Annotated in this window: 25 protein-coding genes, 1 tRNA gene and 2 other annotated features; of the genes, 23 read left to right on the top strand and 3 right to left on the bottom strand. The window is 31.4% G+C overall.

The window, feature by feature from the left end:
* Positions 1–243 precede the first annotated feature (243 nt).
* Entirely contained in the window at positions 244–1,158 is a 915-nt protein-coding gene (locus Q0V24_RS06735; RefSeq protein ID WP_297519738.1) for an FAD-dependent oxidoreductase, read from the top strand.
* Positions 1,159–1,204: 46 nt separating this feature from the next.
* On the opposite strand, the gene Q0V24_RS06740 is transcribed toward Q0V24_RS06735, so the two are convergent.
* Both Q0V24_RS06740 and Q0V24_RS06745 read right to left on the bottom strand, forming a co-directional pair.
* The gene (locus tag Q0V24_RS06740) at positions 1,205–1,432 is read right to left on the bottom strand and encodes a glutaredoxin family protein (protein WP_297519739.1); all 228 of its coding nucleotides are present in this window, start codon (positions 1,430–1,432) and stop codon (positions 1,205–1,207) included.
* A gap of 141 nt (positions 1,433–1,573) precedes the next feature.
* Positions 1,574–1,744 carry a hypothetical protein gene (locus Q0V24_RS06745; protein WP_297519741.1) on the bottom strand — a complete coding sequence of 57 codons (171 nt, stop codon included), beginning with the start codon at positions 1,742–1,744 and terminating at the stop codon, positions 1,574–1,576.
* A gap of 188 nt (positions 1,745–1,932) precedes the next feature.
* Here Q0V24_RS06745 and Q0V24_RS06750 point away from each other — a divergent pair, with 188 nt between their 5' ends.
* The 4 genes from Q0V24_RS06750 (at position 1,933) to disA (ending at position 6,086) form a co-directional block, all read left to right on the top strand.
* The gene (locus Q0V24_RS06750) at positions 1,933–2,655 is read left to right on the top strand and encodes a GntR family transcriptional regulator (protein ID WP_297519743.1); all 723 of its coding nucleotides are present in this window, start codon (positions 1,933–1,935) and stop codon (positions 2,653–2,655) included.
* The gene (gene nagB, locus Q0V24_RS06755; protein ID WP_297519745.1) at positions 2,652–3,383 is read left to right on the top strand and encodes a glucosamine-6-phosphate deaminase; all 732 of its coding nucleotides are present in this window, start codon (positions 2,652–2,654) and stop codon (positions 3,381–3,383) included. Before Q0V24_RS06750 ends, nagB begins: the two co-directional genes overlap by 4 nt.
* 258 nt (positions 3,384–3,641) lie before the next feature.
* Positions 3,642–5,015: a DNA repair protein RadA gene (gene radA, locus Q0V24_RS06760; RefSeq protein ID WP_297519747.1), complete on the top strand. Its 1,374-nt coding sequence runs from the start codon at positions 3,642–3,644 to the stop codon at positions 5,013–5,015.
* Positions 5,016–5,027: 12 nt separating this feature from the next.
* The gene (gene disA, locus Q0V24_RS06765; RefSeq protein ID WP_297519749.1) at positions 5,028–6,086 is read left to right on the top strand and encodes a DNA integrity scanning diadenylate cyclase DisA; all 1,059 of its coding nucleotides are present in this window, start codon (positions 5,028–5,030) and stop codon (positions 6,084–6,086) included.
* Positions 6,087–6,147: 61 nt separating this feature from the next.
* Here disA and Q0V24_RS06770 read toward each other — a convergent pair whose 3' ends face one another.
* Positions 6,148–6,543 (bottom strand): DUF1573 domain-containing protein, encoded by a 396-nt coding sequence (locus Q0V24_RS06770; protein WP_297519751.1) that lies wholly within the window; start codon positions 6,541–6,543, stop codon positions 6,148–6,150.
* A 311-nt stretch (positions 6,544–6,854) separates the two neighbouring features.
* Here Q0V24_RS06770 and Q0V24_RS06775 point away from each other — a divergent pair, with 311 nt between their 5' ends.
* The 18 genes from Q0V24_RS06775 (at position 6,855) to rpoB (ending at position 24,312) form a co-directional block, all read left to right on the top strand.
* A complete protein-coding gene (locus Q0V24_RS06775; protein WP_297519753.1) occupies positions 6,855–7,970 on the top strand; it encodes a PIN/TRAM domain-containing protein in 1,116 nt (371 codons plus the stop codon).
* A 6-nt stretch (positions 7,971–7,976) separates the two neighbouring features.
* A complete protein-coding gene (gene ispD / locus Q0V24_RS06780) occupies positions 7,977–8,666 on the top strand; it encodes a 2-C-methyl-D-erythritol 4-phosphate cytidylyltransferase (RefSeq protein WP_297519755.1) in 690 nt (229 codons plus the stop codon).
* 59 nt (positions 8,667–8,725) lie between these two features.
* Positions 8,726–8,907: a binding site (T-box leader), on the top strand.
* Positions 8,908–8,962: 55 nt separating this feature from the next.
* Positions 8,963–10,660 (top strand): proline--tRNA ligase, encoded by a 1,698-nt coding sequence (locus Q0V24_RS06785; RefSeq protein WP_297519757.1) that lies wholly within the window; start codon positions 8,963–8,965, stop codon positions 10,658–10,660.
* Positions 10,661–10,736: 76 nt separating this feature from the next.
* Entirely contained in the window at positions 10,737–12,134 is a 1,398-nt protein-coding gene (gene cysS / locus Q0V24_RS06790; RefSeq protein WP_297519759.1) for a cysteine--tRNA ligase, read from the top strand.
* A 220-nt stretch (positions 12,135–12,354) separates the two neighbouring features.
* Entirely contained in the window at positions 12,355–12,771 is a 417-nt protein-coding gene (locus Q0V24_RS06795) for a ribonuclease III domain-containing protein (RefSeq protein WP_297519761.1), read from the top strand.
* Positions 12,772–13,239: 468 nt separating this feature from the next.
* A complete protein-coding gene (rlmB, locus tag Q0V24_RS06800; RefSeq protein WP_297519763.1) occupies positions 13,240–14,109 on the top strand; it encodes a 23S rRNA (guanosine(2251)-2'-O)-methyltransferase RlmB in 870 nt (289 codons plus the stop codon).
* A gap of 17 nt (positions 14,110–14,126) precedes the next feature.
* Complete coding sequence (locus Q0V24_RS06805; RefSeq protein ID WP_297519765.1) at positions 14,127–14,651, top strand: NYN domain-containing protein; 525 nt, start codon at positions 14,127–14,129, stop codon at positions 14,649–14,651.
* Between the two features lie 54 nt (positions 14,652–14,705).
* Positions 14,706–15,350 carry an RNA polymerase sporulation sigma factor SigH gene (sigH, locus tag Q0V24_RS06810; protein ID WP_297519767.1) on the top strand — a complete coding sequence of 215 codons (645 nt, stop codon included), beginning with the start codon at positions 14,706–14,708 and terminating at the stop codon, positions 15,348–15,350.
* Between the two features lie 89 nt (positions 15,351–15,439).
* Positions 15,440–15,515: transfer RNA gene (locus Q0V24_RS06815), tRNA-Thr, on the top strand.
* 58 nt (positions 15,516–15,573) lie between these two features.
* Positions 15,574–16,767, top strand: a complete 1,194-nt coding sequence (tuf, locus tag Q0V24_RS06820) for an elongation factor Tu (RefSeq protein WP_297519769.1) — start codon at positions 15,574–15,576, stop codon at positions 16,765–16,767.
* A 181-nt stretch (positions 16,768–16,948) separates the two neighbouring features.
* Complete coding sequence (gene rpmG, locus Q0V24_RS06825) at positions 16,949–17,098, top strand: 50S ribosomal protein L33 (protein WP_297435146.1); 150 nt, start codon at positions 16,949–16,951, stop codon at positions 17,096–17,098.
* Between the two features lie 49 nt (positions 17,099–17,147).
* Positions 17,148–17,378, top strand: coding sequence for a preprotein translocase subunit SecE (secE, locus tag Q0V24_RS06830; protein ID WP_297519771.1), 231 nt, complete (start codon positions 17,148–17,150; stop codon positions 17,376–17,378).
* Positions 17,379–17,415: 37 nt separating this feature from the next.
* Positions 17,416–17,964, top strand: coding sequence for a transcription termination/antitermination protein NusG (nusG, locus tag Q0V24_RS06835; protein ID WP_297519773.1), 549 nt, complete (start codon positions 17,416–17,418; stop codon positions 17,962–17,964).
* 73 nt (positions 17,965–18,037) lie between these two features.
* The gene (gene rplK / locus Q0V24_RS06840) at positions 18,038–18,463 is read left to right on the top strand and encodes a 50S ribosomal protein L11 (RefSeq protein ID WP_297519775.1); all 426 of its coding nucleotides are present in this window, start codon (positions 18,038–18,040) and stop codon (positions 18,461–18,463) included.
* 56 nt (positions 18,464–18,519) lie between these two features.
* Complete coding sequence (rplA, locus tag Q0V24_RS06845) at positions 18,520–19,209, top strand: 50S ribosomal protein L1 (RefSeq protein ID WP_297519777.1); 690 nt, start codon at positions 18,520–18,522, stop codon at positions 19,207–19,209.
* A 53-nt stretch (positions 19,210–19,262) separates the two neighbouring features.
* Positions 19,263–19,386: a sequence feature (ribosomal protein L10 leader region), on the top strand.
* A 33-nt stretch (positions 19,387–19,419) separates the two neighbouring features.
* A complete protein-coding gene (gene rplJ / locus Q0V24_RS06850) occupies positions 19,420–19,914 on the top strand; it encodes a 50S ribosomal protein L10 (protein ID WP_297519779.1) in 495 nt (164 codons plus the stop codon).
* A gap of 61 nt (positions 19,915–19,975) precedes the next feature.
* A complete protein-coding gene (gene rplL, locus Q0V24_RS06855) occupies positions 19,976–20,335 on the top strand; it encodes a 50S ribosomal protein L7/L12 (RefSeq protein WP_297519781.1) in 360 nt (119 codons plus the stop codon).
* A gap of 281 nt (positions 20,336–20,616) precedes the next feature.
* The gene (rpoB, locus tag Q0V24_RS06860; RefSeq protein ID WP_297519915.1) at positions 20,617–24,312 is read left to right on the top strand and encodes a DNA-directed RNA polymerase subunit beta; all 3,696 of its coding nucleotides are present in this window, start codon (positions 20,617–20,619) and stop codon (positions 24,310–24,312) included.
* The last annotated feature ends 61 nt before the right edge of the window (positions 24,313–24,373 follow it).

Genomic DNA, 24,373 nt, shown 5'->3' on the forward strand with positions numbered 1-24,373 from the left:
CCTTGGAGTTAAGTCATCAGGTATGGGAACTCAAGGAATTAGATATTCAATAGAAGCAATGTCTAGACCTAAGGCAACAGTTATTAATATACAAGAATAATAAGAGTTTAGAGAAGTCACTTTAAAGGTGACTTCTTTTTTTGCTTGTAATTAAGTAGAAAATAAATTAGAATTTAACTAAATATTAATATTTTTTTAATATTTTTTTAATTAATTTTAATAGAAGATAAGGAGTGAGTAGTGTTGAAGAACAAGATATTTGTTGATATTTTAATAATTGGAAAAAATAGAGCGGCATTTACTTCAGCAATATACTGTTCAAGGGCCAATGCAAAAACTGTTATTTTAGATAAATATTCAGAGCAGGTTATAGAGCAAAAAGAAAAAAAATCACCAAGTTTTATTACAGTCGCAGGAAATAAAGATACTGAAAGTTTGCAAATAAAAGCCGAGGAATTTGGAGTATCAGTTCAATACTTTGAGAATATAGAGAAGATGATTTTAACTAATGATACAAAGATTATTGAAACAGATAAGGTAAGTTATGTTGCAAAAGTAGTAATTATAACACTTGGAAATGAAGTAGAAAGATTTGAAATTCCGAGTGAAGAAAAGTTTAGAGAAAAAGGGATTTATTATAATGCACTGGTAAATACTGAGAAGTTTAGAGGCAAAGGTGTTGCGGTGATTGGTGAAGGGCATTCTTGTTTAGAAGAAGCTTTATATTTATCTAAGGTAGCTAGAAAAGTTGTGGTCATAAAAAGAGTCGAAACAGTAGATTGCAATAAGTTAGTATTAAGGGAAATAGAAAAGGTTAATAATATAAACATAATAAACGGGTACGAGCTAGTGGATGCTTTTGGACTTGATGAATTAGAGGGAATATATCTAAAGGATTTAGTTAGTGAAAAAAGAAAAAGATTAAAAATAGATGCTATATTTGGAAGCTTTGGTAAAAAGCCTAATTTATATGATAAGTATGTTTATTTAGAACATAGAGATGATGGGTATATAAAGGTTGATGAGAGTATGGGAACTAATATAAAAGGTGTTTTTGCAGTTGGTGCTGCTATTGAAAAAGTTTTTGATGAGATACCTAGTGATTTAAATGATGCAACAATAGCATCATTAACAGCACTTTCATATCTAGACAAATAAAAAAACTGTTGATAACTTTTAATTAAAGTTATCAACAGTTTTTTTATTAAAGATTTAAAGCTTCATCAATAGCTTTTCTATCAAATCCAACTATGATTGTTCCGTTTATATCTAAAACAGGAACTCCCATTTGTTTTGATTTAGAAACCATTTCTTCTCTAGCTTCCATATCTTCTTGTACGTTGTATGCTGTGAATTCTACTTCTTTTCTTTTTAAGTAGTCTTTTGCTTTATCACACCATGGACATATTGGAGTACTATATACTTTTATCATTAATATCACCTCATATTTTTTTTGTAAATTCTATTGTATTACTTTATTATGTGCACTTCAATAAAAAAATATTTATAGAAAGTTCTACACTTACATATATTTAGAATATATGTAAAAGTAATTATGTATTAATTATAGTGTTTAAAATTGTTTTTCTTGTGTAGATTTAGTGTCAATAGATTCATTAATTAAAAAATTATTTATAATTTCAAGGTCATCATCTTTAGGATGACTTATAAGTCTAGTTTGATGTCTAAGTGGATTTATACAAGCAATATTTTTCTCATTGAAAAAATTAATTTTAATATTCATGAAAAATCACTCCTAGTTTATAGTAGTCTAAGTATAGTATTGATTTAATTTGCCCTAGATATTCATATTTTTCTATAAATTGTTTAGAATAGAGGGTAGTGGTATAAATTAATAAATTATGAATTTTTACAACTGGTCTAGACATGTCTGGTATAGACCAGTTATAATTTACTTAGGAGGAGATTTTTATGATAGATAAAAGTAGTCTAGTCCCTGCATATGTTCAGTTAAAGTCTATTGTTTTAGATAAAATTGAAAGTGGGATTTGGAAAGAAGGCGATTTAATATCAAGTGAAAGGGAACTGTCAGATGAACATTCTATTAGCAGAATGACTATAAGGCAGGCATTAGGAGAACTTGTTCAAGAGGGATATCTTTTAAAAAAGAAAGGTAAGGGAACTTTTGTATGTAAACCTAAAGTTACTCAAAAAGATATTATGAGTTTTACAGAGATGATAGATAAATCAGGTGGAAAGCTTGAAAATATCATTTTAGAATTTGATGTTATAAAAACTCCAGAATTTTTAAAATCAGTTCTTACAGAAAAGACAGCTTATAAAATAAATAGAAATAGAATGGTAGATGGAGAGATAATAGCTAATGAACTTATATACATGCCATATTCTATTGGAAAAGAACTGAAAGAGGAAAATTTAAAATCATCTATTTATAAATATCTTGAGTCATTCCATCATAATATTAGTTACTGTGATTCAAATATCAATGCGGTATTATTGACTGATGATTATAAAAAGTTATTTAAGTTAAGAATAGAAATTCCATTGCTAAAAGTTAATAACAAGGTATATGGTTCAGAAAATGAATTGCTTTTCTTTGAAACTGCGATTTATAGGTCGGATAAATATACTTTAGAAGTAAATATATCGAAAAGAGAGGGGAAATTAAAATGAAAGTAATAGTATTAAAAAATTATGAAGAAATAAGCAGAAAAGCAGCTGAGGTTATGGCTGAGTTAGTAAATAGTAAACCAGAGGCTATATTAGGTCTTGCAACAGGTGGAACACCAGTTGGAATGTATGAGAATTTAATTGAAATGAACAAAGTTGGAAAAGTTGATTTTTCTAAAGTGACAACAGTTAACTTAGATGAGTATGTCGGATTATCAGGAGATCACAAAAAGAGTTATAGATTCTTTATGAATGACACATTGTTCAACCACATCAACATCAACAAAGAAAGAACATTTGTACCTAATGGTTTAGCAGATAACATAGAAGAAGAGTGTGCTAAGTATGATGCTAGAATAGAAGAACTTGGTGGAATAGACATGCAATTACTTGGTCTTGGTGGAAATGGACATGTTGCTTTTAATGAGCCAGAAGAGTGTTTAATAGTTGGAAGTCACTTAACAGGATTGACACAAGATACTATAGATGCAAATGCTAGATTCTTTGCTTCAGCAAGTGAAGTACCTCAAACAGCTGTAACTATGGGACTTGGTGGAATCATGCAAGCGAAGAAGATACTTCTTATAGCTAGTGGAGAAGGAAAAGCTGATGCAGTACAAGCTATGATGAGTGGAAAAATTACAACAGATTGTCCAGCTTCAATGTTACAAATGCACAGAGATGTTACTGTAATAATTGATGAAGCAGCTGCTGCTAAATTAACTAAGTAATAATTAGTTAATCAAAAGAAGGTATCTCTTTTAATAGAGGTACCTTTTTTATAATTAAAATTTATTTAATTAGCATAAGATTAATATAAAGAAGTTTTTTCTCTAATATAGTATTAACTAATATAGAAATAGCTAATAATAAGAGGTATGAAGTGTATATGTAAGATGTTTTGCAAAAATATTATAATTTTAACATATTTATATGATAAAATATTATTAGTAAGAATTTTGATACTGTTAAAGATGGAGTTGATATAAATGGCAAAGATAAAAACTACTTTCTTTTGTCAAGAGTGTGGGTTTGAATCTCTGAAATGGATGGGAAGATGCTCGGCTTGTAGTAAGTGGAATACAATGGTTGAAGAAGTAAAAGAAGTAGGTAGCAAAAGTACAAAAGGACTTGTAAATATAAGTGAAAAAATAAATTCATTAAAAAAAATAAGTGATATAAAATCAGGTGAAAAACAAAGGTTTGACACAGAAATTATAGAACTAAATAGAGTTCTTGGTGGTGGTCTTGTGAAAGGTTCTATGACTTTAATTTCAGGAGCACCTGGAATTGGTAAGTCAACATTGCTTTTACAAACTGCTAATAATATGTGTAAAAAATATGGGAAGGTTTTATATGTTTCAGGAGAAGAGTCCGAGGAGCAAATCAAAATTAGAGGAGATAGACTAGGGGTAACAGCAGAAGAATTATATATAGTTTCAGAAACAAATTTAGATGTTATTGAAGCTTATATAGACGAGTTAAATCCTGTTTTTATTATAGTTGATTCAATTCAAACTGTATTTAGGGAGAGTGTAAGTTCTGCACCAGGTAGTGTATCACAAGTTAAAGAGTGTTCAAATGCTCTGATGAGAATAGCTAAGGATAAGAATATACCATTATTTTTAGTTGCTCATGTTACAAAGCAAGGTGACCTTGCAGGACCAAGGGTTTTAGAGCATATGGTTGATACAGTTTTATCTTTTGAAGGGGAGAGAACTGAAGATTTTAGAATACTTCGAACTATGAAAAATAGATTTGGAACAACATCTGAAATTGGTGTGTTTGAGATGAGTAGTGAAGGACTAATGCAAATATCAGATCCCTCAAAAATGTTTTTAGAAGATACTACTTTTGGACAGGAAGGTTCAGCTGTGATAGGAATTATGGAAGGAACCAGACCTATACTTGTTGAAATACAATCGCTTGTCAGTGAAACAAAAGCACCAATGCCAAGAAGAACAGCTATAGGTTTTGATAATACAAGACTTAGTATGCTTCTTGCAGTATTAGAAAAAAAATTAAGAGTCCCTTTTTATAATTGTGATGTTTATTTAAATGTTGTAGGAGGGCTAAATATAGAGGGAACGACAGGTGACCTTGGAATAGCTTTATCACTATTTTCATCAAATAAAGGAGTTACAACTTCTTTAGAAAAAATGTTGATTATAGGAGAAGTTGGGTTGACAGGAGAAATTAGACCTATTTCAAACTGTGATAGAATTCTTAATGAAGCAGAAAAAATGGGGTTTGTTAATGCTGTTATACCAACTAGAAATGTAGATAAAGTAAAAGGTAAGAATAAGATAAACATAATTGGAGTAAGTACATTAAGAGAGGCAATCGCTAAGATTTATAAGTAGATAGGTGAGTATATGAGATTAGAAAGTAATAGTGAACTTAAAAATATACTAAAGATAATGAGCCCGGGTACTACTTTAAGAGAAGGGCTTGAAAATATCTTAAGAGCAAAAACAGGAGGACTCGTAGTCCTTAGTGATAAAGAAGAAGTTTTAGAAATAGTTGATGGTGGATTTAAAATAGATTCACCATATTCTCCAGCTTATATATATGAACTTGCAAAAATGGATGGAGCGCTTGTTGTGAGTTCGGATTTGAAAAGGATATTAGTTGCAAATGCGCAGTTAATGCCTAATCCAGGAATTCCAACTTATGAAACAGGAACAAGGCATAGAACAGCACAAAGAGTTGCAAAGCAAACGGGCTGTATATCAATTGCTATTTCTCAAAGAAGAAATATGATTTCAATCTATAAAGGTGATATTAAATATGTTTTAAGAGATAGTAGTATTGTCCTTTCAAAGGCGAATCAGGCAGTTCAAACGCTTGAAAGATATATTAAGGTTTTAGATAAAGTTATAAATAATCTTAATATTTTAGAGTTTCAAGATCTTGCTACATTCTTTGATGTAGTTGCGGCAATACAAAGAACAGAAATGGTTATGAGAATAGTTCAAGAGGTTGAAGGATATATTATAGAACTTGGTAATGAGGGAAGACTTATATCAATGCAACTTAATGAACTTGTTAATTGTGTAGAACAAGATGGAATACTTTTAATAAGAGATTATTGTAGAGAAAATTTAAATTATGAAACTATATATAGAGAAATTCAAAAGTTAAGTTCTGAAGAACTTATAGATTTAGAACAAATATCTAAAGTTCTTGGATTTGTAGGAAAAGGTCTTACTGAGAGTTTAGTTTCGCCAAGAGGATATAGAATAACAAATAAGGTTCCAAGAATCCCATCAACTGTAATAGAAAATTTAGTTGCACACTTTAAAAGTTTAAAAGCAGTGCTTGAAGCATCTAAAGAAGATTTAGATTTAGTTGAGGGAATAGGTGAGGCAAGAGCAAGGGCTATAAGAAATGGACTTAGAAGAATTCAGGAACAAGTATCACTTAAAAAGTGATTTTATAAGAATAAAAGGTGTAATGTAGGGCAAAATAAATTAGCCATACATACACCTTTTTTTATCTAAATGTGAAATCTCCAAGTGTGTTCATTTTTTCATTTTCTTTAAGTAAAATATCAAAAAAATTTATATTTAAAGTTTCACATAATGAAACAAAATAGAATATATTATTTCCAAGTTCATTTTCAATAACATCTCTACAATTTTCACACAAACCACCTTCAATATGTGTGTTAAGAGCATCTTTTAGTTCTGCAATTGAATCTGTATTGCAGAAATCTTGTTTTGTTGCATTTATCTTGATGCAACCACAAGAAGTTACAGCTTTACAAATAGCCCTATTAACTCTTGCTTGAGAATCTTGGTGTTTACTTAGTATATCTAAGATACTTTTGTGTCTTAGAAGGGAACTAGCTACAGTGTCCTGAAAATTATCGAATATTAAATCATTCATTCTAATTCAACTCCTTAAGTTATAGCTTGGTAATATTTATCATATAAAATAACATCAAAATTTTAAGTAAAATACACATAAAAAACACTTAGAACTTTTAATATAATATAAAACAAATAAAAGAAAATTAATAGGGGGTATAAAGTAAATAAAGATAAATTACTGTTAATAAAAGTAAGAGAGTATTAATTTTATTTATAACACTAGGCTAATGCTATGTGTTATAATTAGGTAATATAAGCAAAAAAAAATATTAAATTTATTATATATATTTTATTCGTGGCAATAATAAAAAATAGGAGGTGGTAGCTATGATTAAGAAGGTTTTTAGAGGACTTGTCACAGTGTTTGGTGTACTACTTGGTGCAGTTATAGCAGATGTATTTTTAAAAAGTCAGGTTATTGAACATATGAGTTATTTATCTAATATAGTACCAAAGGTACTTTCTTATATAGTAATATCATTAGTTTTTGGAATTATATTCTTTATTATATCCCCATATATCTACAAGGGAATTTCAAAACTTGTAGAAACAATTGAAAATAGTATCGGTAAATTAAGTGGAAGTGAAATAATATTTGGGGCAGTAGGAGCAGTTGTTGGACTTGTGATTGCTTCACTAGTATTCTTACCAATCAAAAGTCTATTAAATGATATAAGTGAAACACTTGGTGCACTTATAGGAAATATAATTTATATTTTCGCAAACATAATATTAGTTGTTATAGGTATTAATATATCTGTAAAAAGAAGAAATGAAATAATTGGGTTTTTCCAAAGTCTAAAAAAGACAGCACCTGGAAAAGAAAAGAAACCAAAAGTTCAAAAAATTAAATTACCTAAGATATTAGATACATCTGTAATTATTGATGGTAGAATATTTGATTTATGTAAAAGTGGATTCATAGAAGGGACACTTGTTATACCAGGTTTTGTATTAGATGAATTAAGACATGTATCAGATTGTTCTGATTCTTTAAAAAGAGTTAGAGGAAGAAGAGGTCTTGATATTTTAAATAAAATACAGAAAGAACTTGATATGGTAGTTGAAATTTGGGATGGTGATTTTCCGGAAATTGCAGAAGTTGATAGTAAACTTTTAAAACTTGCCCAAAAAATAGAGGGTAAGGTTTTAACAAATGATTATAATCTTAATAAAGTTGCAGAAGTTCAAGGGGTTCCAGTTTTAAATATAAATGAGTTAGCTAATGCGATAAAGCCTGTTGTTTTACCAGGAGAAGAGATGATAATTACTATTGTAAAAGATGGTAAAGAGCCATCACAAGGTGTAGCTTATTTAGATGATGGAACAATGATTGTTGTTGAAGGTGGTAGAAAGTATATGAATACTGAAATCAAAGTAGATGTAACATCTGTACTTCAAACAGCAGCAGGAAGAATGATATTTGCGAAAAAAAAGGATTAATTGATTATGAAAAATGTAGCTATAATACTAGCAGGTGGCAAAGGGAAAAGAATGAATGCACCTGTTAGTAAGCAATTTATAGAGATAGATGAAAAACCAGTTATATATTATACTTTAAAGAAATTTGAAAATTGCGTTGATATTGATGAAATAGTATTAGTATTACCTAAAGATGAAATAGATTATTTCAATAAAAATATTCAGAGTAAATATAATTTTAATATAAGTAAAATAGTTGAAGGTGGGTCAGAAAGAAGCGATTCTGTATATAATGCATTAAAAGAATTAAAAAATACAAATATCGTTTTGATACATGATGGTGCTAGAGCTTTTGTTTCAGAGGATATTATTAAAAATGGTATTAAGAATGCGAAAGAATTTGGAGCAGCAGCTCCAGGGGTTACACCAAAAGATACTATAAAGGTAAAGGATAATCTATCTTTTTCTAAAGATACACCAATAAGAGATACGCTTATAGCAATTCAAACTCCACAGTGTTTTAAGTTTTCACTAATAAGAGATTGTCATGAGAAAATAAGAAAAGAAAATGTGGTAGTAACTGATGATACTATGGTTGTTGAAAGGTATGGGAACAAAGTATATCTTTATGAGGGTGATTATAAAAATATTAAACTTACAACAGAAGAAGATTTAATACTTGCAAAAGAGTTTGTTAAGTATCAAAATGAGTCATAGAGTCATATTGACACGAATAAAATTAAGATATATAATTATAAAAAGTTAGAATTTAATATTGCAAAACATTGATGAAGACTAGTAGAAGCACATTTTCAAGAGATAGAGTCCGTGGCTGTAAGATTCTAAAACAAGCTTTGAACCTACTTCGGAGTATAGCAAAACTATCGGTTGAATACCGTTATCATGATTAGAGTACAAATTTAGGTGGTACCGCGAGAAATATAGACTCGCCCTAATATATTTAGGGGGAGTTTTTTTGTTTTTAAATATAGTTTTTAGGAGGAATTTTTAAGATGAAAATGTCAAATATGTTAATCTCTACATTAAGAGAAGTTCCAGCAGAAGCTGAAATAGAAAGTCATAAGTTAATGTTAAGAGCAGGTCTTATGAGAAAAACTGCAGCAGGGATATATAATTATATGCCTTATGGTTTAAAAGCACTTAAAAAAGTTGAAGATATAATAAGAGAAGAAATGGGCGATGCAGGAGCAGAAGAACTTTTATGCTCAGCAATAATTCCTTCTGAGCTTTGGAAAGAGTCAGGGAGATGGGATGCTTACGGTGGAGAAATGTTTAGAGTTACAGATAGAAATAATAGAGAATTCTGTCTTGGACCAACTCATGAAGAAGTTTTCACTGATATAGTTAGAGGAACTGTTAAATCATATAAGCAAGCTCCAATTAACTTATACCAAATTCAAACTAAATATAGAGATGAAAGAAGACCAAGATTTGGAGTTATGAGATCAAGAGAGTTCATAATGAAAGATGCATATAGCTTTGATATAAACCAAACTGGATTAGATAAAGCATTTGATGGAATGCATAATGCTTATGTTAATATCTTCAATAGATGTGGACTTGATGCTAAATGTGTTGAGGCTGACTCAGGTGCTATTGGTGGTTCAGACTCAGCCGAGTTTATGGTTAAGTCTTCAGTTGGTGAAGATGATATAGCTTTTTGTACTAAGTGTGATTATGCAGCTAATATAGAAAAAGCTAAAACTATAGCAGATATAGAAGAAGTAGTTGAAATGTTAGAAGTAGAAAAAGTTGAAACACCAAGTGAAAGAACAATAGAAGAAGTTGCTACATCATTAAATGTTTCTGCTAAAAATACAGTTAAAACATTAATTTTTAAGGCTGATGAAAAAACAGTTGCTGTTTTTGTAAGAGGTGATAGAGAAGTTAATGAAACAAAAGTTACTAATGCATTAGGCGAAGTACTGGCCTTAGATATGGCTAGTGACTCTATGGTTAGAGAAGCAACAAATGCTGAATGTGGATTTGCAGGCCCAATAGGAATTCAAGTAGATAAAATGCTTGTAGATGAAGAAGTTACTAAAATGTTTAACTTTGTAGTTGGGGCTAATGAAACAGGATATCATTTGAAAAATGTTAATTATAGTAGAGATTTTGAAGGAACTATTGGAGATTTCAGAAATGTAGTTGAAGGTGAAAAATGTTCTTGCTGTGATGGTACAATAACAATAGCTAGAGGAACAGAGGTTGGACATATCTTTAAGCTTGGAACAAAATACTCAGAATCTATGGGTGCTACATTTATAGATGAGAATGGTAAATCTCAACCATTCTTAATGGGATGTTATGGAATAGGTGTTACTAGAACACTTGCTTCAATAATAGAACAGCATAATGATGAGAATGGAATAATATGGCCAATGGAAATTGCACCATATCAAGTGGTAGTGGTTCCTGTTAATGCTAAAAATGAAGAGCAGATGATAGTTGCAACAGAAATATATGAAAAACTTAAAAAGATGAGATTTGATGTTCTTTTAGATGATAGAAAAGAAAGAGCGGGAGTTAAATTTAAAGATGCTGAACTTTTAGGAGTTCCTATGAGAGTTACTGTAGGTAGAGGAATAATAGAAGGTGAACTTGAATTTAAACTAAGAACTGCAGCAGAAGCTGAAGTTGTTAAAGTTACAGAAATATATGATAGAATAAATGAAGAGTTTAACAAATAAGAATGTAATTTTATAATATAATTAGTAGGGTGTAATAAATTACATTCTACTAATAAATATACAAGGAGGTAAAAGAATGAAGGTATATAATACTCTTACTAATAAAAAAGAAGAATTCAAAACTATAATTCCAGGTGAGGTTAACATGTATGTTTGCGGACCTACTGTTTATAACTTTTTCCATATAGGGAATGGTAGAACATTTATAGTTTTTGATACAATTAGAAGATATTTAGAATACAGAGGATACAAAGTTAACTTTGTTCAAAACTTTACTGATATAGATGATAAGATGATTAACAAGGCAAATGAAGAAGGGTGTACAGTAAAAGAACTTGGTGATAGATATATAAAAGAATATTATCAAGATGCTGATGGTTTAAACATAGAGAGAGCTACAGTTAATCCAAGAGCAACAGAGTTTATGGTAGAAATGGTTGAGTTTATAAAAGGACTTATTGATAAAGGTTATGCATATGAAGTAGATGGTGATGTTTATTTTAAAACTAAATCATTTGATGGATATGGAAAGCTTTCAGGGCAAGATATAGACCAACTTCAATCAGGTGCTAGAATTAATATTGATGAGAGAAAGCAAGACCCACTAGACTTTGCTTTATGGAAGTCTAAAAAAGAAGGCGAACCAGCATGGGAAAGTCCATGGGGCGAAGGTAGACCAGGATGGCATATAGAATGCTCATGCATGGCTAAAAAACTTCTCGGGGAAACAATTGATATACATGCAGGTGGATCAGATTTAGCATTTCCACATCATGAAAATGAAGTAGCACAAAGTGAAGCATTAACAGGAAAGCCATTTGCGAATTATTGGTTACACTCAGCATTTGTTAATGTTAATAATCAAAAAATGTCTAAATCATTAAATAACTTTAAGACAGCAAGAGAAACTCTTATTGAATATGATGCTGATATAATAAGATTCTTAATGTTATCAGCACATTATAGACAACAATTAAACTTTAGTGAAGATTTATTAGAATCAGCTAAAGCATCTGTTGAAAGACTATATAATGGAGTTTCAAAATTAGAAAATATCATAGATGATAGTAAAAAAGAAACTATGGATAATTCTGAGAGAGCTTACTTAAAAGGGTTAGATAAGTATAAACAAAAGTATATTCAAAAAATGGATGATGATTTTAATACAGCAGATGCTATAACAGCAATGTTTGATTTAGTAAAAGATATAAATACAAATATATCAATTGAAAATTCAAAAGAATTAGCAGAAGCAGCATTACTACTATTAAGAGAACTTGGGGCACCTCTTGGAATATTACAAGAATCAACTAAAGTTAACTTAAATAGTGAAATAGATGCATTAGTTCAGGAAAGACAAGAAGCTAGAAAAAATAAGGATTTTGCAAAATCTGATGAAATAAGAGATGAACTTAAAGCTAGAGGAATTGTACTAGAAGATACTCCACAAGGGGTTAGATGGAAAAAGCTTTAATGTAAATTAAAACTTAGGACTGTCTCAAATGAGATGGTCCTTATTTATTAGATATGAAAAATAAAAGTTTCTAAAGATAAAAAATAGCTATTATACAAAATAGATAAAGATTATACTCAAATTTTGTAAAGTCAAATATTGAGTTATTGCAACAATAAATATATAATTTATATTAATAGAAGCAGATTCTTAAAAATGTTTTTATTTAAGGAGAGATAAAATGTTAGATACAATGTTATTTAAAGAATACACAACACAAGAAGCAAGAATGTTCAATCCACTTCAATTAGCATTAATAGGTGATGGAGTATATGAGGTTTATGTAAGAAACTATGTTTTTAATAAGAATCAAGGGTTATCAGCACATAAAATTCATGTAGAAGCAATCAACTATGTAAAAGCGCAGGGGCAAAGTGACATAATGAAAATATTGGAACCTATCCTTACAGAGGATGAGATTTATATTTTTAAAAGAGGAAGAAATACAAAATCAGCAACAGTTCCTAAAAATGCAAACGTAAGAGATTATAGAGCCGCGACAGGAATGGAAGCATTAATAGGTTATTTATATTTAACTAATCAACAAGAAAGATTAAGAGAATTAATAGCAAAAGGAATATCAGAACTAGTGAGATAGATGTGAATTAAAAATTAAATTATTTTAGTACACATTAAAACTAAAAAAAATTAATAGCATGAGTAGTAAAATTATGTTACAGTGCAGTAGGTATAGATGGTATAATGAAGAACCTAGGATAGAAAAATATCCAAATATATTGATATCATAAGGAAATTAATTAAAAAATAGAGCATATTAACTTTATATTTGCATTAAAAGTAGTATTGAGTAAAATATAAAATTACACTTAGTACTAGTAAAAAGCAAAAGAGGTGTAAAGTTAAAATAACGTTAATGAGGCTAGCATCAATGAAAAATGATGAAGAGGCAAAATTATATTTGTAAACTCTATGGAAAGTGCTCATAAATCTTATGCTGAATTATCAGCGAGATTAAAATTAAAGTACATAGATTAAAGAGAAAAATTTCACCTAAAGGGCGTAATGACCTGTGGTAAGAATAAAAAAAGAAAAGAGGAATTTTAAAATGACAAAATCAGAAAATAGATCAAGACAAATGAGACAATATCAAAAGGATTTAGAAAAAGTTCAAAGAAGAGAAAGATATGAAGAAAAAGCTGCTGCAGCGGCATTAGTAGAAGGTAAAATTGAAGGAAGAGAAGATTTAGTTGAAGGAAGAAATGCTGTAATAGAACTTCTTAAATCAGGAAGAACTACAGTAGAGCAAATTTTCATAGCTAAAGGAAAAATGGAAGGTTCAATAACTAAAGTGATAGGACTTGCAAAAGATTTAAAAGTAGTATTAAAAGAAGTTGATAGAAAAAAACTTGATTCAATGAGTGAAACAGGAGCTCACCAAGGTGTAATAGCCCAAATAACACCATTTGTATATAGTGAAGTTGATGAAATACTTGCATTTGCAGAGTCAAAAGGTGAAGCACCATTTATCATAATACTTGATGAATTAGAAGATCCACATAATCTTGGATCATTAGTAAGAACAGGAGAACTTTGTGGAGTTCATGGAATAATAATTCCAAAAAGAAGAAATGTAGGCGTTACAGGGACTGTATATAAAACAGCAGCAGGTGCAATAGAGCATATGAAAATTGCAAAAGTAACAAATGTAAATAATGAGATTGATAAGTTAAAAGCTAAAGGTGTCTGGGTATATGGTTCAGATATTAGAGGTGGAGACTATAGCTACAACACAGATTTCTCAGGTCCATGTGCTTTAATCATAGGGAATGAAGGAAAAGGAATGTCAAAATTGACAGCTAAAAAATGTGATAAATTAGTAAAAATTCCTATGGTTGGAAAAATAAACTCTTTAAATGCCTCAGTAGCAGGTGGTATAATAATGTATGAAATCTTAAAATCAAGACTAATAAAGTAGTAATACGGAGATTACTGGTGAAAATTGTATTTATAGATGCATATAATGTTATAAATAGTTGGCCGATTTTAAAAGAACTTATCAAAGGTGATGAACTTGAAAGTGGAAGAGTAAAACTTATTGAAAAAATTGAGAATTACTCTTCATTTAAAAATTGTAAAGCTTATGTAGTATTTGATGCACATAAAGTAAATAATATTGAGGAAAAAGAAGAGTTTATAGGGAAAAATAAAAAAGTAAGTGTTGTATATACAAAAGGTGGAGAAACAGCGGACTCTTATATAGAAAGAAGAGTTGATGAATTAGGTAAAAAATATGACGTATTAGTTGTAACATCAGATAACCTAGAACAGCAAACGGTATTTCAAAGAGGAGCAAATAGAATGCCTTCACTAGAATTTTATAATGAAGTTATAAAAGTAGAAGAAGTAATAAGAGAGAGAACAAACAAAAGCACTGGTGCAAATAGAAATCTATTAGGTGATAGCATAGATGATGAGGTTGCAAGAGCATTAGATAAATTTAGAAAAAGTGATATGTAAATGATTTTCTAAAGGATAGAATATTTTTATAATATGGTCTAAGGGGGAGTGCATATGGAAACAATGGGGAATTTGGGAGTAAAGGAAAAAGTACTCTTAGATAAAACAGATGAAGAGATCGTTCTAGAAGCAAAACAAGGAAATAATATTGCACAAGAGTTTATTATCACAAAGTATGAGCAATTTATAAGAGCAAAAGCAAAATCATATTTTTTAATAGGTGCAGATAAGGAAGATATATATCAAGAAGGTATGATAGGTCTTTATAAAGCAATAAGAGATTTTAAGTATGATAAGGAGAGTTCTTTTAGAGCATTTGCAGAGCTTTGTATTACAAGACAGATAATTACAGCAATAAAAACAGCAACTAGACAAAAACATATACCTCTAAATACATATGTTTCTCTTAATAAACCAATATACGAAGAAGATTCAGAAAGAACACTTTTAGATGTAATAGATGGATTAAGAATTACAGACCCAGAAGCTTTGATAATAGGACAAGAAGAAGTTGCAGATATAGAGCAGAGAATTAAGATGGTTTTATCTGGCTTAGAAATGGAAGTTTTGAACTCATATTTAGATGGGAAAAGTTATCAGGAAATAGCTCAGGATCTAGATAGAGAAGCAAAATCAATAGACAATGCACTGCAAAGAGTTAAGCGTAAATTAGAGCGCTCTTTTAATGAAAAAAAGTAGTTATACTTTTAGTAAATATTATTGACAAAAATAAGTATTAGTAGTAAAATCTTTAAAGTATAGAGATAAATTAAAACAAGTATAAAGTTGCTCATGTGGCTCAGTAGGTAGAGCGTCGCCTTGGTAAGGCGGAGGTCGTCGGTTCAAATCCGATCATGAGCTCCAAAAATTGTAAAACGGAAAACACTAGGCAAAGTTTATTTAATTAAAGGAGGAATTTATAATGTCAAAGGCTAAATTCGAAAGAAGTAAACCACACGTAAACATTGGAACAATTGGACACGTAGACCACGGTAAAACAACATTAACAGCTGCTATAACATCAGTATTAGCGGTAAGAGGTGGTGCTCAAGCGTTTAAATACGATGAGATAGATAAAGCACCAGAGGAAAAAGAAAGAGGAATCACAATCAACTCAGCACACGTTGAGTATGAAACAGATAACAGACACTACGCACACGTAGACTGTCCAGGTCACGCAGATTATGTTAAGAACATGATCACAGGAGCTGCACAAATGGATGGAGCAATCCTAGTATGTTCAGCTGCAGATGGTCCAATGCCTCAAACAAGAGAGCATATCCTTCTTGCATCAAGAGTTGGAGTTGATCACATAGTAGTATTCTTAAACAAAGCTGACATGGTTGATGACGAAGAGTTATTAGAGTTAGTAGAAATGGAAGTTAGAGAATTATTAAGTGAGTATAGTTTCCCAGGAGATGATATTCCAGTAATAAAAGGATCAGCTTTAAAAGCATTAGAAGCACCAGCAGATGCTGAGGCAATAGCACCAATCTTAGAGTTAATGGACGCAGTAGATAGCTACATCCCAACACCTGAGAGAGCTACAGATTTACCATTCTTAATGCCGATTGAGGACGTATTCACAATCACAGGAAGAGGAACTGTTGCAACTGGAAGAATCGAAAGAGGACTTCTACACGTAGCTGATGAAGTAGAAATAGTTGGATTAAAAGAAGAAAGCAGAAAAGTTATAGTAACAGGAATAGAAATGTTCAGAAAGTTACTTGATGATGCTCAAGCTGGAGACAACATAGGAGCTCTTTTAAGAGGAGTTCAAAGAGCTGATATCGAAAGAGGTCAAGTTCTTGCTAAAGCTGGAACAATTAATCCACACACACAATTCATCGGTCAAGTGTATGTACTTAAAAAAGAAGAGGGTGGAAGACATACTCCATTCTTCGATGGATATAGACCACAATTTTACTTTAGAACAACAGATGTTACAGGATCAATCAAACTTCCTAACGGAATGGAAATGGTAATGCCTGGAGACCACATCGATATGGATGTTGAATTAATACACCCAATCGCTATGGAAGAAGGATTAAGATTTGCTATCAGAGAAGGTGGAAGAACTGTAGGTTCAGGAGTTGTTACAACAATAAAAGCGTAACAATCCCCTGTACTTAAACTGAGCAATCTCAATAATGTAGGACTGGGTTAATTAACCTAGTCCTTTACATAGTCGAGGTTTGTTGACATAAACATAGTTTTATGATAGTGTTATTAATGCGAATAAAGTCAAGAAAATAGACTATTTTACTTGATATATAGGAAAACTGGAGGTGCTGAACGTGAGAGTAAAAGTAACTTTAGCATGCACAGAGTGTAAGCAAAGAAATTATAGTACAATGAAAAATAAAAGAAATAACCCAAACAGAATTGAAATGAACAAATATTGCAAATTCTGTAAAAAACATACTCTTCATAGAGAAACTAAATAATAAGGATCTTCCTTATTATTACTCATAGGGTGTTAAGGATGTGAAACAAATGGCTGCAAATGGAAAGGTAAAGGATACAACTGCTAAAGCAGTAGGACCTATTCAATTTCTAAAAGAGGTTAGGGCCGAAGTTAAAAAAATAACTTGGCCATCTAAAGAAGAAGCTAAAAAAGCAATAATAGCTGTCCTTGTGGTTGCTATTGCTGCAATAATTTTAGTTGGTAGCGTAGATTTTGTATTTAAAAACCTCTTTGAATTTATATTCAAACTTAATTTATAAGGAGGTTTAAAGGCTTTAACAGCGCCTTAAATTTAATATGAGTGAAACATCAAGATGGTACGTAGTACACACATATTCTGGTTATGAAAACAAAGTAAAAGCTACTATTGAAAAAACAATAGAAAATAGAAATATTAACGGCTTAATCTTTGATATGCAAATTCCTATGGAAGAAAGCACAGAAGAGAGAGACGGGAAGATTAAAACTACTTTGAAAAAGAAATTCCCAGGATATTTATTAGTTAATATGGTAATGACAGATGAATCATGGTATGTCGTAAGAAATACTAGAGGAGTTACAGGCTTTGTAGGCCCGGGATCAAAACCAGTACCTCTTACTGATGAGGAGGTAGCATCAATGGGTATACTTGAAAATGATGATGAAACAAGCAGCATTGGAAGATATATTGATGTTAACTTGGAGGTAGGAGAATCAGTTAAAGTTATTTCTGGAGCGTTAAGCGATATGATGGCTACAATTCAAGAAATAGATTTAACTAAATCTAAGGTTAAGGCCTTAGTAGATATGTTCGGAAGAGAAACTCTTGCTGAACTAGATTTTAACCAGTTAGAAAAATTAGATTAAACAATTTTGACGAAAGTCTTAATTAAGTGGGAGGGGAAACCCCGAAATTACCACAGTATAGGAGGAATAACTCATGGCTAAGAAAGTAACAGGAATGATTAAACTTCAACTTCCTGCAGGAAAAGCGACACCAGCACCACCAGTAGGACCAGCTTTAGGTCAACACGGTGTTAATATTATGGGATTCTGTAAAGAATTCAATGCAAAAACTTCAGATAAAGCTGGATTAATAATACCAGTAGTTATAACAGTATATCAGGATAGATCATTTAGTTTCATACTAAAGACTCCACCAGCTGCTGTTTTAATTAAGAAGGAATTAGGATTGAAAAGTGGATCAGGAGTTCCAAACAAAACTAAAGTTGGAACATTAACTCAAGAACAAGTTAAGAAGATCGCTGAAATTAAAATGCCAGACTTAAATGCAGCTACGGTAGAAGCCGGAATGAAAATGGTAGCAGGTACTGCAAGAAGTATGGGTGTTACAATAGAAGAATAAGAATCACATAAAAAGTGGGAGGTAATTACCGCTATTACCACATAGGAGGATTAACAATGGGAAAGAATTATGTTGAAAGTGCAAAATTAGTAGATAAGAATGCATTATATACTCCAGCAGAAGCTTTAGAGCTTGCTGTTAAAACTGCAAAAGCTAAATTCGATGAAACAATTGAATTACACGTAAGATTAGGTGTAGATCCAAGACATGCTGACCAACAAGTTAGAGGTGCAGTAGTACTTCCACACGGAACTGGTAGAACAGTAAGAGTTTTAGTTTTTGCTAAAGGTGCTAAAGCTGAAGAAGCTAAAGCAGCAGGAGCAGATTTCGTAGGAGCTGAAGATTTACTTCAAAAGATCCAAGGCGAAAACTGGTTCGACTTTGATGTTGTAGTTGCAACACCAGATATGATGGGTGTAGTTGGAAGATTAGGAAGAGTGTTAGGGCCTAAAGGTTTAATGCCAAACCCTAAATCTGGAACAGTTACATTTGATGTAACTAAAGCTATTGAAGATATCAAAGCAGGTAAAGTTGAATATAGAGTTGACAAAACTGCTATCGTTCACTGCCCAATTGGTAAAAAATCATTCGGAGACAAGAAGTTAGAAGAAAACTTCAAAGCTTTAATGGAAGCTTTAGTAAAAGCGAAACCAGCTGCTGCTAAAGGACAATATCTTAAATCAGTTTCAGTTTCATCAACAATGGGACCTGGAGCTAAAATAAATCCATCAAAAGTTTTAGATTAGTATAAATTAACTATTGACTTATAGTTAATAATTAATTATAATAAAACTTGTCAAAAAGTGAATAAAAGTTTCCGTAGACCGTAGGTACTGTTAAGTATAACGCATGCAACCTACCGAGGGATTGATTTATATATTAAGTCTTCCTATGTCTACGGGGAGACTTTTCTTAATATATTAAGCAGTTTTTAACTGTGAGGAGGTGGACACACAGTGAACAAGAATAGACAACTAAAAGAAGCAAAAGTTGCTGAAATTAGAGAGAAATTAGAAAAAGCTCAAGCTGTAGTTCTTGCTAACTATCAAGGTTTATCAGTAGAACAAGATACTGAATTAAGAAAAACTTTAAGAGAAGCTGGTGTTGAATATAAAGTATATAAAAATACTTTAGTAATACTAGCAGCTAAAGAGTTAGGCCTTGAAGGTATAGTAGAATTCTTAGAAGGACCAGTTTCAATAGCATTCGGATATGAAGATGCTACTGCTCCAGCTAGAGTTTTAAATAATTTTGCTAAAACAAGCAAAAAGTTAGAATTAAAAGCTGGTATCGTGGATGGAATAATCTATGATTCAGAAAAAATCAAAATACTTGCAGAGATTCCTTCAAAAGAAGTTCTTATTGGGAAACTTCTTGGAAGCATCAAGTCTCCAGTATCAAACTTTGCATACTTATTAAGTGCAATTAAAGATCAAAAAGACGCAGAGTAATAAACAACAAGTTAAAAAATAAAAAAATAAATTTATGAAAGAAATTTCGGAGGTGCTAATAATGACAAAAGATCAAATAATAGAAGCAATCAAAAATATGACAGTTTTAGAATTAAACGAGTTAGTAACAGCTTGTGAAGAAGAATTCGGAGTAAGCGCTGCTGCTCCTGTAGCTGCAGCTGGAGTAGCTGGAGCTACTGCAGAAGAAAAGACTGAGTTTGACGTAGTACTAGTAAGTGCTGGATCAAGCAAAATTAAAGTAATCAAAGTTGTAAGAGAAATTACAGGATTAGGATTAAAAGAAGCTAAAGAAATAGTTGATGGAGCTCCTAAAACAATTAAAGAAGCTATAGCTAAAGATGCTGCTGAAGAAATGAAAGCTAAATTAGCAGAAGTTGGAGCTGAAGCAGAGGTTAAATAATCTCCTTTAGTTTGAATTTACAAAATAAGAGGTGCTGAATAGTACCTCTTTTTTTTTAGGAATATTTAATTATAGCACTGTTGACATAAAAGAAGCGCTATGGTACTATAATTAAATGTATTATTATTGTAGATAAGTATACGCAAAATCTAAAAAAATATGAATAAAATTTAAAGTTTTGGTTATACTAAAGAGATGATATTGTATGCAGTCCGAAAGCAAAAGTCCTTAGGGAAAGTGCGCTTTTGGGTTATTTTATTTTATACGAGGGGTGAATGTTGATGGTACATCCTATCCAAGTTGGAAAAAGAACTAGAATGAGTTTTGCCAAAGTTGAAGATGTTGCAGAAATGCCTAATTTAATAGAGGTACAGCTAGAGTCTTATCACTGGTTTTTAGAAGCAGGTTTACAAGAGGTTTTTGATGATATCAATCCTATTGCAAACTTTACAGGGAATTTAGTACTAGAGTTTGTGGGTTATAATCTTGATATGGATAATATCAAGTATACAGTAGAAGAATGTAAAGAGAGAGATGCTACATATGCAGCTCCTTTAAAAGTTACTGTAAGACTTCAAAATGAAGAGACAGGAGAAATAAAAGAGCAAGAGGTGTTCATGGGAGATTTCCCATTAATGACAGATCAGGGAACTTTCATCATCAATGGTGCTGAAAGAGTTATTGTATCTCAATTAGTAAGATCACCAGGCGTTTATTACAATTCAAACATAGATAAGAATGGTAAGAAATTATTTGGGGCTACAGTAATTCCTAATAGGGGTGCTTGGTTAGAATATGAAACTGATTCAAATGATATAATCTATGTAAGAATAGATAAAACTAGAAAACTTCCAATATCAGTCCTTGCAAGAGCAATGGGACTAGGTAGCGATCAAGAGTTATTAGATTACTTCGGAGAAGAAGAGAGATTTAAAGCTAGTATTGAGAAAGATAATACAAAGACTAAAGAAGAAGGATTACTTGAGATTTATAAGAGATTAAGACCAGGTGAACCACCTACAGTGGATAGTGCTGTGTCACTTATTGACTCTTTATTCTTTGACGCTAAAAGATATGATTTATCAAAGGTTGGAAGATATAAATTTAACAAAAAATTAGCAGTAAGTTTAAGAATTGCTAATAAAATATCTGCTGAAGATATAATTGACCCTTCAACAGGAGAAATTCTTGTTGCTAAAGGTGAAAAAATATCAAGAGAGATATCAGAAGAAATACAAAATGCTGGTATTAACTCAGTTGATCTTTTAGTAGAAGACAGAGTTATAAGAGCTATAGGTAACCACTTTGTAGATATACATAAGTATGTAAACTTTGATATATCAAACTTGAAAATCAAAGAATTAGTGCATTACCCAACTCTTAGAGAAATACTAGATACTGTTTCAGATGAAGCTGAATTAAAAGTAGAGTTAAAGAAAAATATAAATAGACTTATACCTAAGCATATAATCAAAGATGATATATTTGCTACTATAAGTTATGAAATGGGTCTTGCTTATGGAATTGGTGAAAAAGATGATATTGATCACTTAGGAAATAGAAGATTAAGAAGTGTTGGAGAATTACTTCAAAACCAATTTAGAATTGGGTTATCAAGAATGGAAAGAGTAGTTAAGGAAAGAATGACTATTCAAGACCAAGAATCAATAACACCTCAACAATTAATCAATATAAGACCAGTTGCAGCAGCTATAAAAGAATTCTTTGGTAGTTCACAGTTATCTCAGTTCATGGATCAAACAAATCCATTATCAGAGTTAACTCATAAAAGAAGATTATCAGCATTAGGACCAGGGGGTCTTTCAAGAGAAAGAGCTGGATTCGAAGTTAGAGATGTTCACTATTCACATTATGGTAGAATGTGTCCAATTGAAACTCCAGAAGGACCAAATATCGGTCTTATAAACTCATTAGCAACATATGCTAAGGTTAATGAATATGGATTTATGGAAACGCCTTACAGAGTTGTTGATAAGGCAACAGGTGTTGTTACTAGTGAAATAAGATATTTCACTGCTGATGAAGAAGATAGTTATTTAATAGCACAAGCAAATGAACTTATTGGTGAAGATGGAACTTTCTTAGATGATAGAGTTACTGCGAGAGTTAGAGAAGATGTAGTAATTGTACCTAAAAAAGATATAGATTTAATGGATGTTTCTCCAAGACAGTTAGTATCAGTGGCTACGTCAATGATACCATTCTTAGAGAATGATGATGCATCAAGAGCACTTATGGGATCAAACATGCAACGTCAAGCAGTTCCATTATTAAAACCACAAGCACCTATAGTAGGGACAGGAATAGAATTTAGAGCGGCGGTTGACTCTGGAGTTTTACCAAAAGCTAAAAATGCTGGAACTGTTGATTATGTTAGTGCAAATGAAATAAGAATCAAGAGAGATTTTGATGGTGGAATAGATGTATATAGACTTCTTAAATTTAAGAGAAGTAACCAAGGTACGTGTATTAACCAAAAACCTATTGTTGATAAAGGTGAGAAAATTGCTTTAGGGCAAGTTTTATCAGATGGACCTTCAACAGATTTAGGAGAGATAGCTTTAGGTAAAAACATTAGAATGGGATTCATTACATGGGAAGGATATAATTATGAGGATGCTATGCTAATTTCAGAAGAATTAGTTAGAGAAGACGTATTTACATCAATCCATATTGAAGAGTATGAATGTGAGGCTAGAGATACTAAATTAGGACCAGAAGAGATAACAAGAGATATTCCTAATGTAAGTGAGGATGCTCTTAAAGACATAGATGAAAGAGGTATCATTAGAATTGGTGCGGAGATAAGAGCTGGTGACATTCTTGTTGGTAAAGTTACACCTAAAGGTGAAACAGAATTAACAGCTGAAGAAAGATTACTTCGAGCTATATTCGGTGAAAAAGCTAGAGAAGTAAGAGATACTTCATTAAAAGTTCCTCATGGAGAGTCAGGTATAATAGTTGATGTTAAAGTATTTACAAGAGAAAATGGGGATGAATTATCACCAGGTGTAAATGAATTAGTAAGATGTTATATTGCCCAAAAAAGAAAAATATCAGTTGGAGATAAAATGGCTGGGCGTCATGGTAATAAAGGGGTTATTTCAAGGGTATTACCTGAAGAAGATATGCCATTCTTACCAGATGGTAGACCATTACAGATATGTCTTAATCCACTAGGGGTTCCATCACGTATGAACATCGGTCAAGTACTAGAGGTTCACTTAGGATGGGCTGCAAGTGCATTAGGTTGGCATATAGCTACTCCAGTTTTCGATGGTGCTACTGAAGCTGATATCGAAAGGTATTTAGAAGAAGCAGGCTATAATGTTGATGGTAAAACAAGCTTAAGAGATGGTAGAACAGGTGATGAATTTGATAGTAGAGTAACAGTTGGAATAATGTATATTCTTAAACTTGCTCACTTAGTTGATGATAAGATTCACGCAAGATCAACAGGTCCATACTCATTAGTTACACAACAACCATTAGGGGGTAAAGCTCAGTTTGGAGGCCAAAGATTTGGAGAAATGGAAGTTTGGGCGTTAGAAGCATATGGTGCGGCTCATACATTACAAGAGATTCTAACTGTTAAGTCAGATGATGTTGTAGGCAGAGTTAAAACTTATGAGGCTATTGTAAAAGGTGAAAATATTCCAGAGCCTGGTGTTCCAGAATCATTTAAAGTTCTTATTAAAGAGCTTCAAGCATTATGCTTAGATGTTAGAGTGCTAAATGACTCACAAGAAGAGATGAAACTTAAAGAAGCAGTTGAAGATGAAACTGAAGATTTAGAAGTGAATATTGAAGGTAATGAAGAAACTAAAACAGTTAAATCAGAATCTGATGATAGTTATATAGATGAAACAGAAATTGAAGAAGAAGAAGTGGATTATGAAAGTCTAGATATGGAAGACTTTAATTCAGATTTAGAAATCGAAGATTTCGACGAGTAAAATTAATTTCTAATATATAAAAGGTTAATTCTGCTGACCTTGACTAGCAGAAAATATTCTA

It is taken from the genome of uncultured Clostridium sp., from assembly GCF_947039605.1.
Taxonomy (GTDB): Bacteria; Bacillota; Clostridia; order Clostridiales; family Clostridiaceae; genus Sarcina.

What these genes read in the sequence shown, in the direction of transcription:
- nagB (WP_297519745.1), top strand. Translation starts at nt 2,652, where the DNA reads ATGAAAGTAATAGTATTAAAAAATTATGAAGAAATAAGCAGAAAAGCA.
- radA (WP_297519747.1), top strand. Translation starts at nt 3,642, where the DNA reads ATGGCAAAGATAAAAACTACTTTCTTTTGTCAAGAGTGTGGGTTTGAA.
- Q0V24_RS06770 (WP_297519751.1), bottom strand. Translation starts at nt 6,543, where the DNA reads ATGAATGATTTAATATTCGATAATTTTCAGGACACTGTAGCTAGTTCC.
- Q0V24_RS06750 (WP_297519743.1), top strand. Translation starts at nt 1,933, where the DNA reads ATGATAGATAAAAGTAGTCTAGTCCCTGCATATGTTCAGTTAAAGTCT.
- ispD (WP_297519755.1), top strand. Translation starts at nt 7,977, where the DNA reads ATGAAAAATGTAGCTATAATACTAGCAGGTGGCAAAGGGAAAAGAATG.
- sigH (WP_297519767.1), top strand. Translation starts at nt 14,706, where the DNA reads ATGGAAACAATGGGGAATTTGGGAGTAAAGGAAAAAGTACTCTTAGAT.
- Q0V24_RS06795 (WP_297519761.1), top strand. Translation starts at nt 12,355, where the DNA reads ATGTTAGATACAATGTTATTTAAAGAATACACAACACAAGAAGCAAGA.
- cysS (WP_297519759.1), top strand. Translation starts at nt 10,737, where the DNA reads ATGAAGGTATATAATACTCTTACTAATAAAAAAGAAGAATTCAAAACT.
- Q0V24_RS06775 (WP_297519753.1), top strand. Translation starts at nt 6,855, where the DNA reads ATGATTAAGAAGGTTTTTAGAGGACTTGTCACAGTGTTTGGTGTACTA.
- rplL (WP_297519781.1), top strand. Translation starts at nt 19,976, where the DNA reads ATGACAAAAGATCAAATAATAGAAGCAATCAAAAATATGACAGTTTTA.
- secE (WP_297519771.1), top strand. Translation starts at nt 17,148, where the DNA reads ATGGCTGCAAATGGAAAGGTAAAGGATACAACTGCTAAAGCAGTAGGA.
- tuf (WP_297519769.1), top strand. Translation starts at nt 15,574, where the DNA reads ATGTCAAAGGCTAAATTCGAAAGAAGTAAACCACACGTAAACATTGGA.
- rlmB (WP_297519763.1), top strand. Translation starts at nt 13,240, where the DNA reads ATGACAAAATCAGAAAATAGATCAAGACAAATGAGACAATATCAAAAG.
- Q0V24_RS06745 (WP_297519741.1), bottom strand. Translation starts at nt 1,744, where the DNA reads ATGAATATTAAAATTAATTTTTTCAATGAGAAAAATATTGCTTGTATA.
- rpoB (WP_297519915.1), top strand. Translation starts at nt 20,617, where the DNA reads ATGGTACATCCTATCCAAGTTGGAAAAAGAACTAGAATGAGTTTTGCC.
- rplK (WP_297519775.1), top strand. Translation starts at nt 18,038, where the DNA reads ATGGCTAAGAAAGTAACAGGAATGATTAAACTTCAACTTCCTGCAGGA.
- disA (WP_297519749.1), top strand. Translation starts at nt 5,028, where the DNA reads ATGAGATTAGAAAGTAATAGTGAACTTAAAAATATACTAAAGATAATG.
- nusG (WP_297519773.1), top strand. Translation starts at nt 17,416, where the DNA reads ATGAGTGAAACATCAAGATGGTACGTAGTACACACATATTCTGGTTAT.
- Q0V24_RS06740 (WP_297519739.1), bottom strand. Translation starts at nt 1,432, where the DNA reads ATGATAAAAGTATATAGTACTCCAATATGTCCATGGTGTGATAAAGCA.
- Q0V24_RS06785 (WP_297519757.1), top strand. Translation starts at nt 8,963, where the DNA reads ATGAAAATGTCAAATATGTTAATCTCTACATTAAGAGAAGTTCCAGCA.
- rplA (WP_297519777.1), top strand. Translation starts at nt 18,520, where the DNA reads ATGGGAAAGAATTATGTTGAAAGTGCAAAATTAGTAGATAAGAATGCA.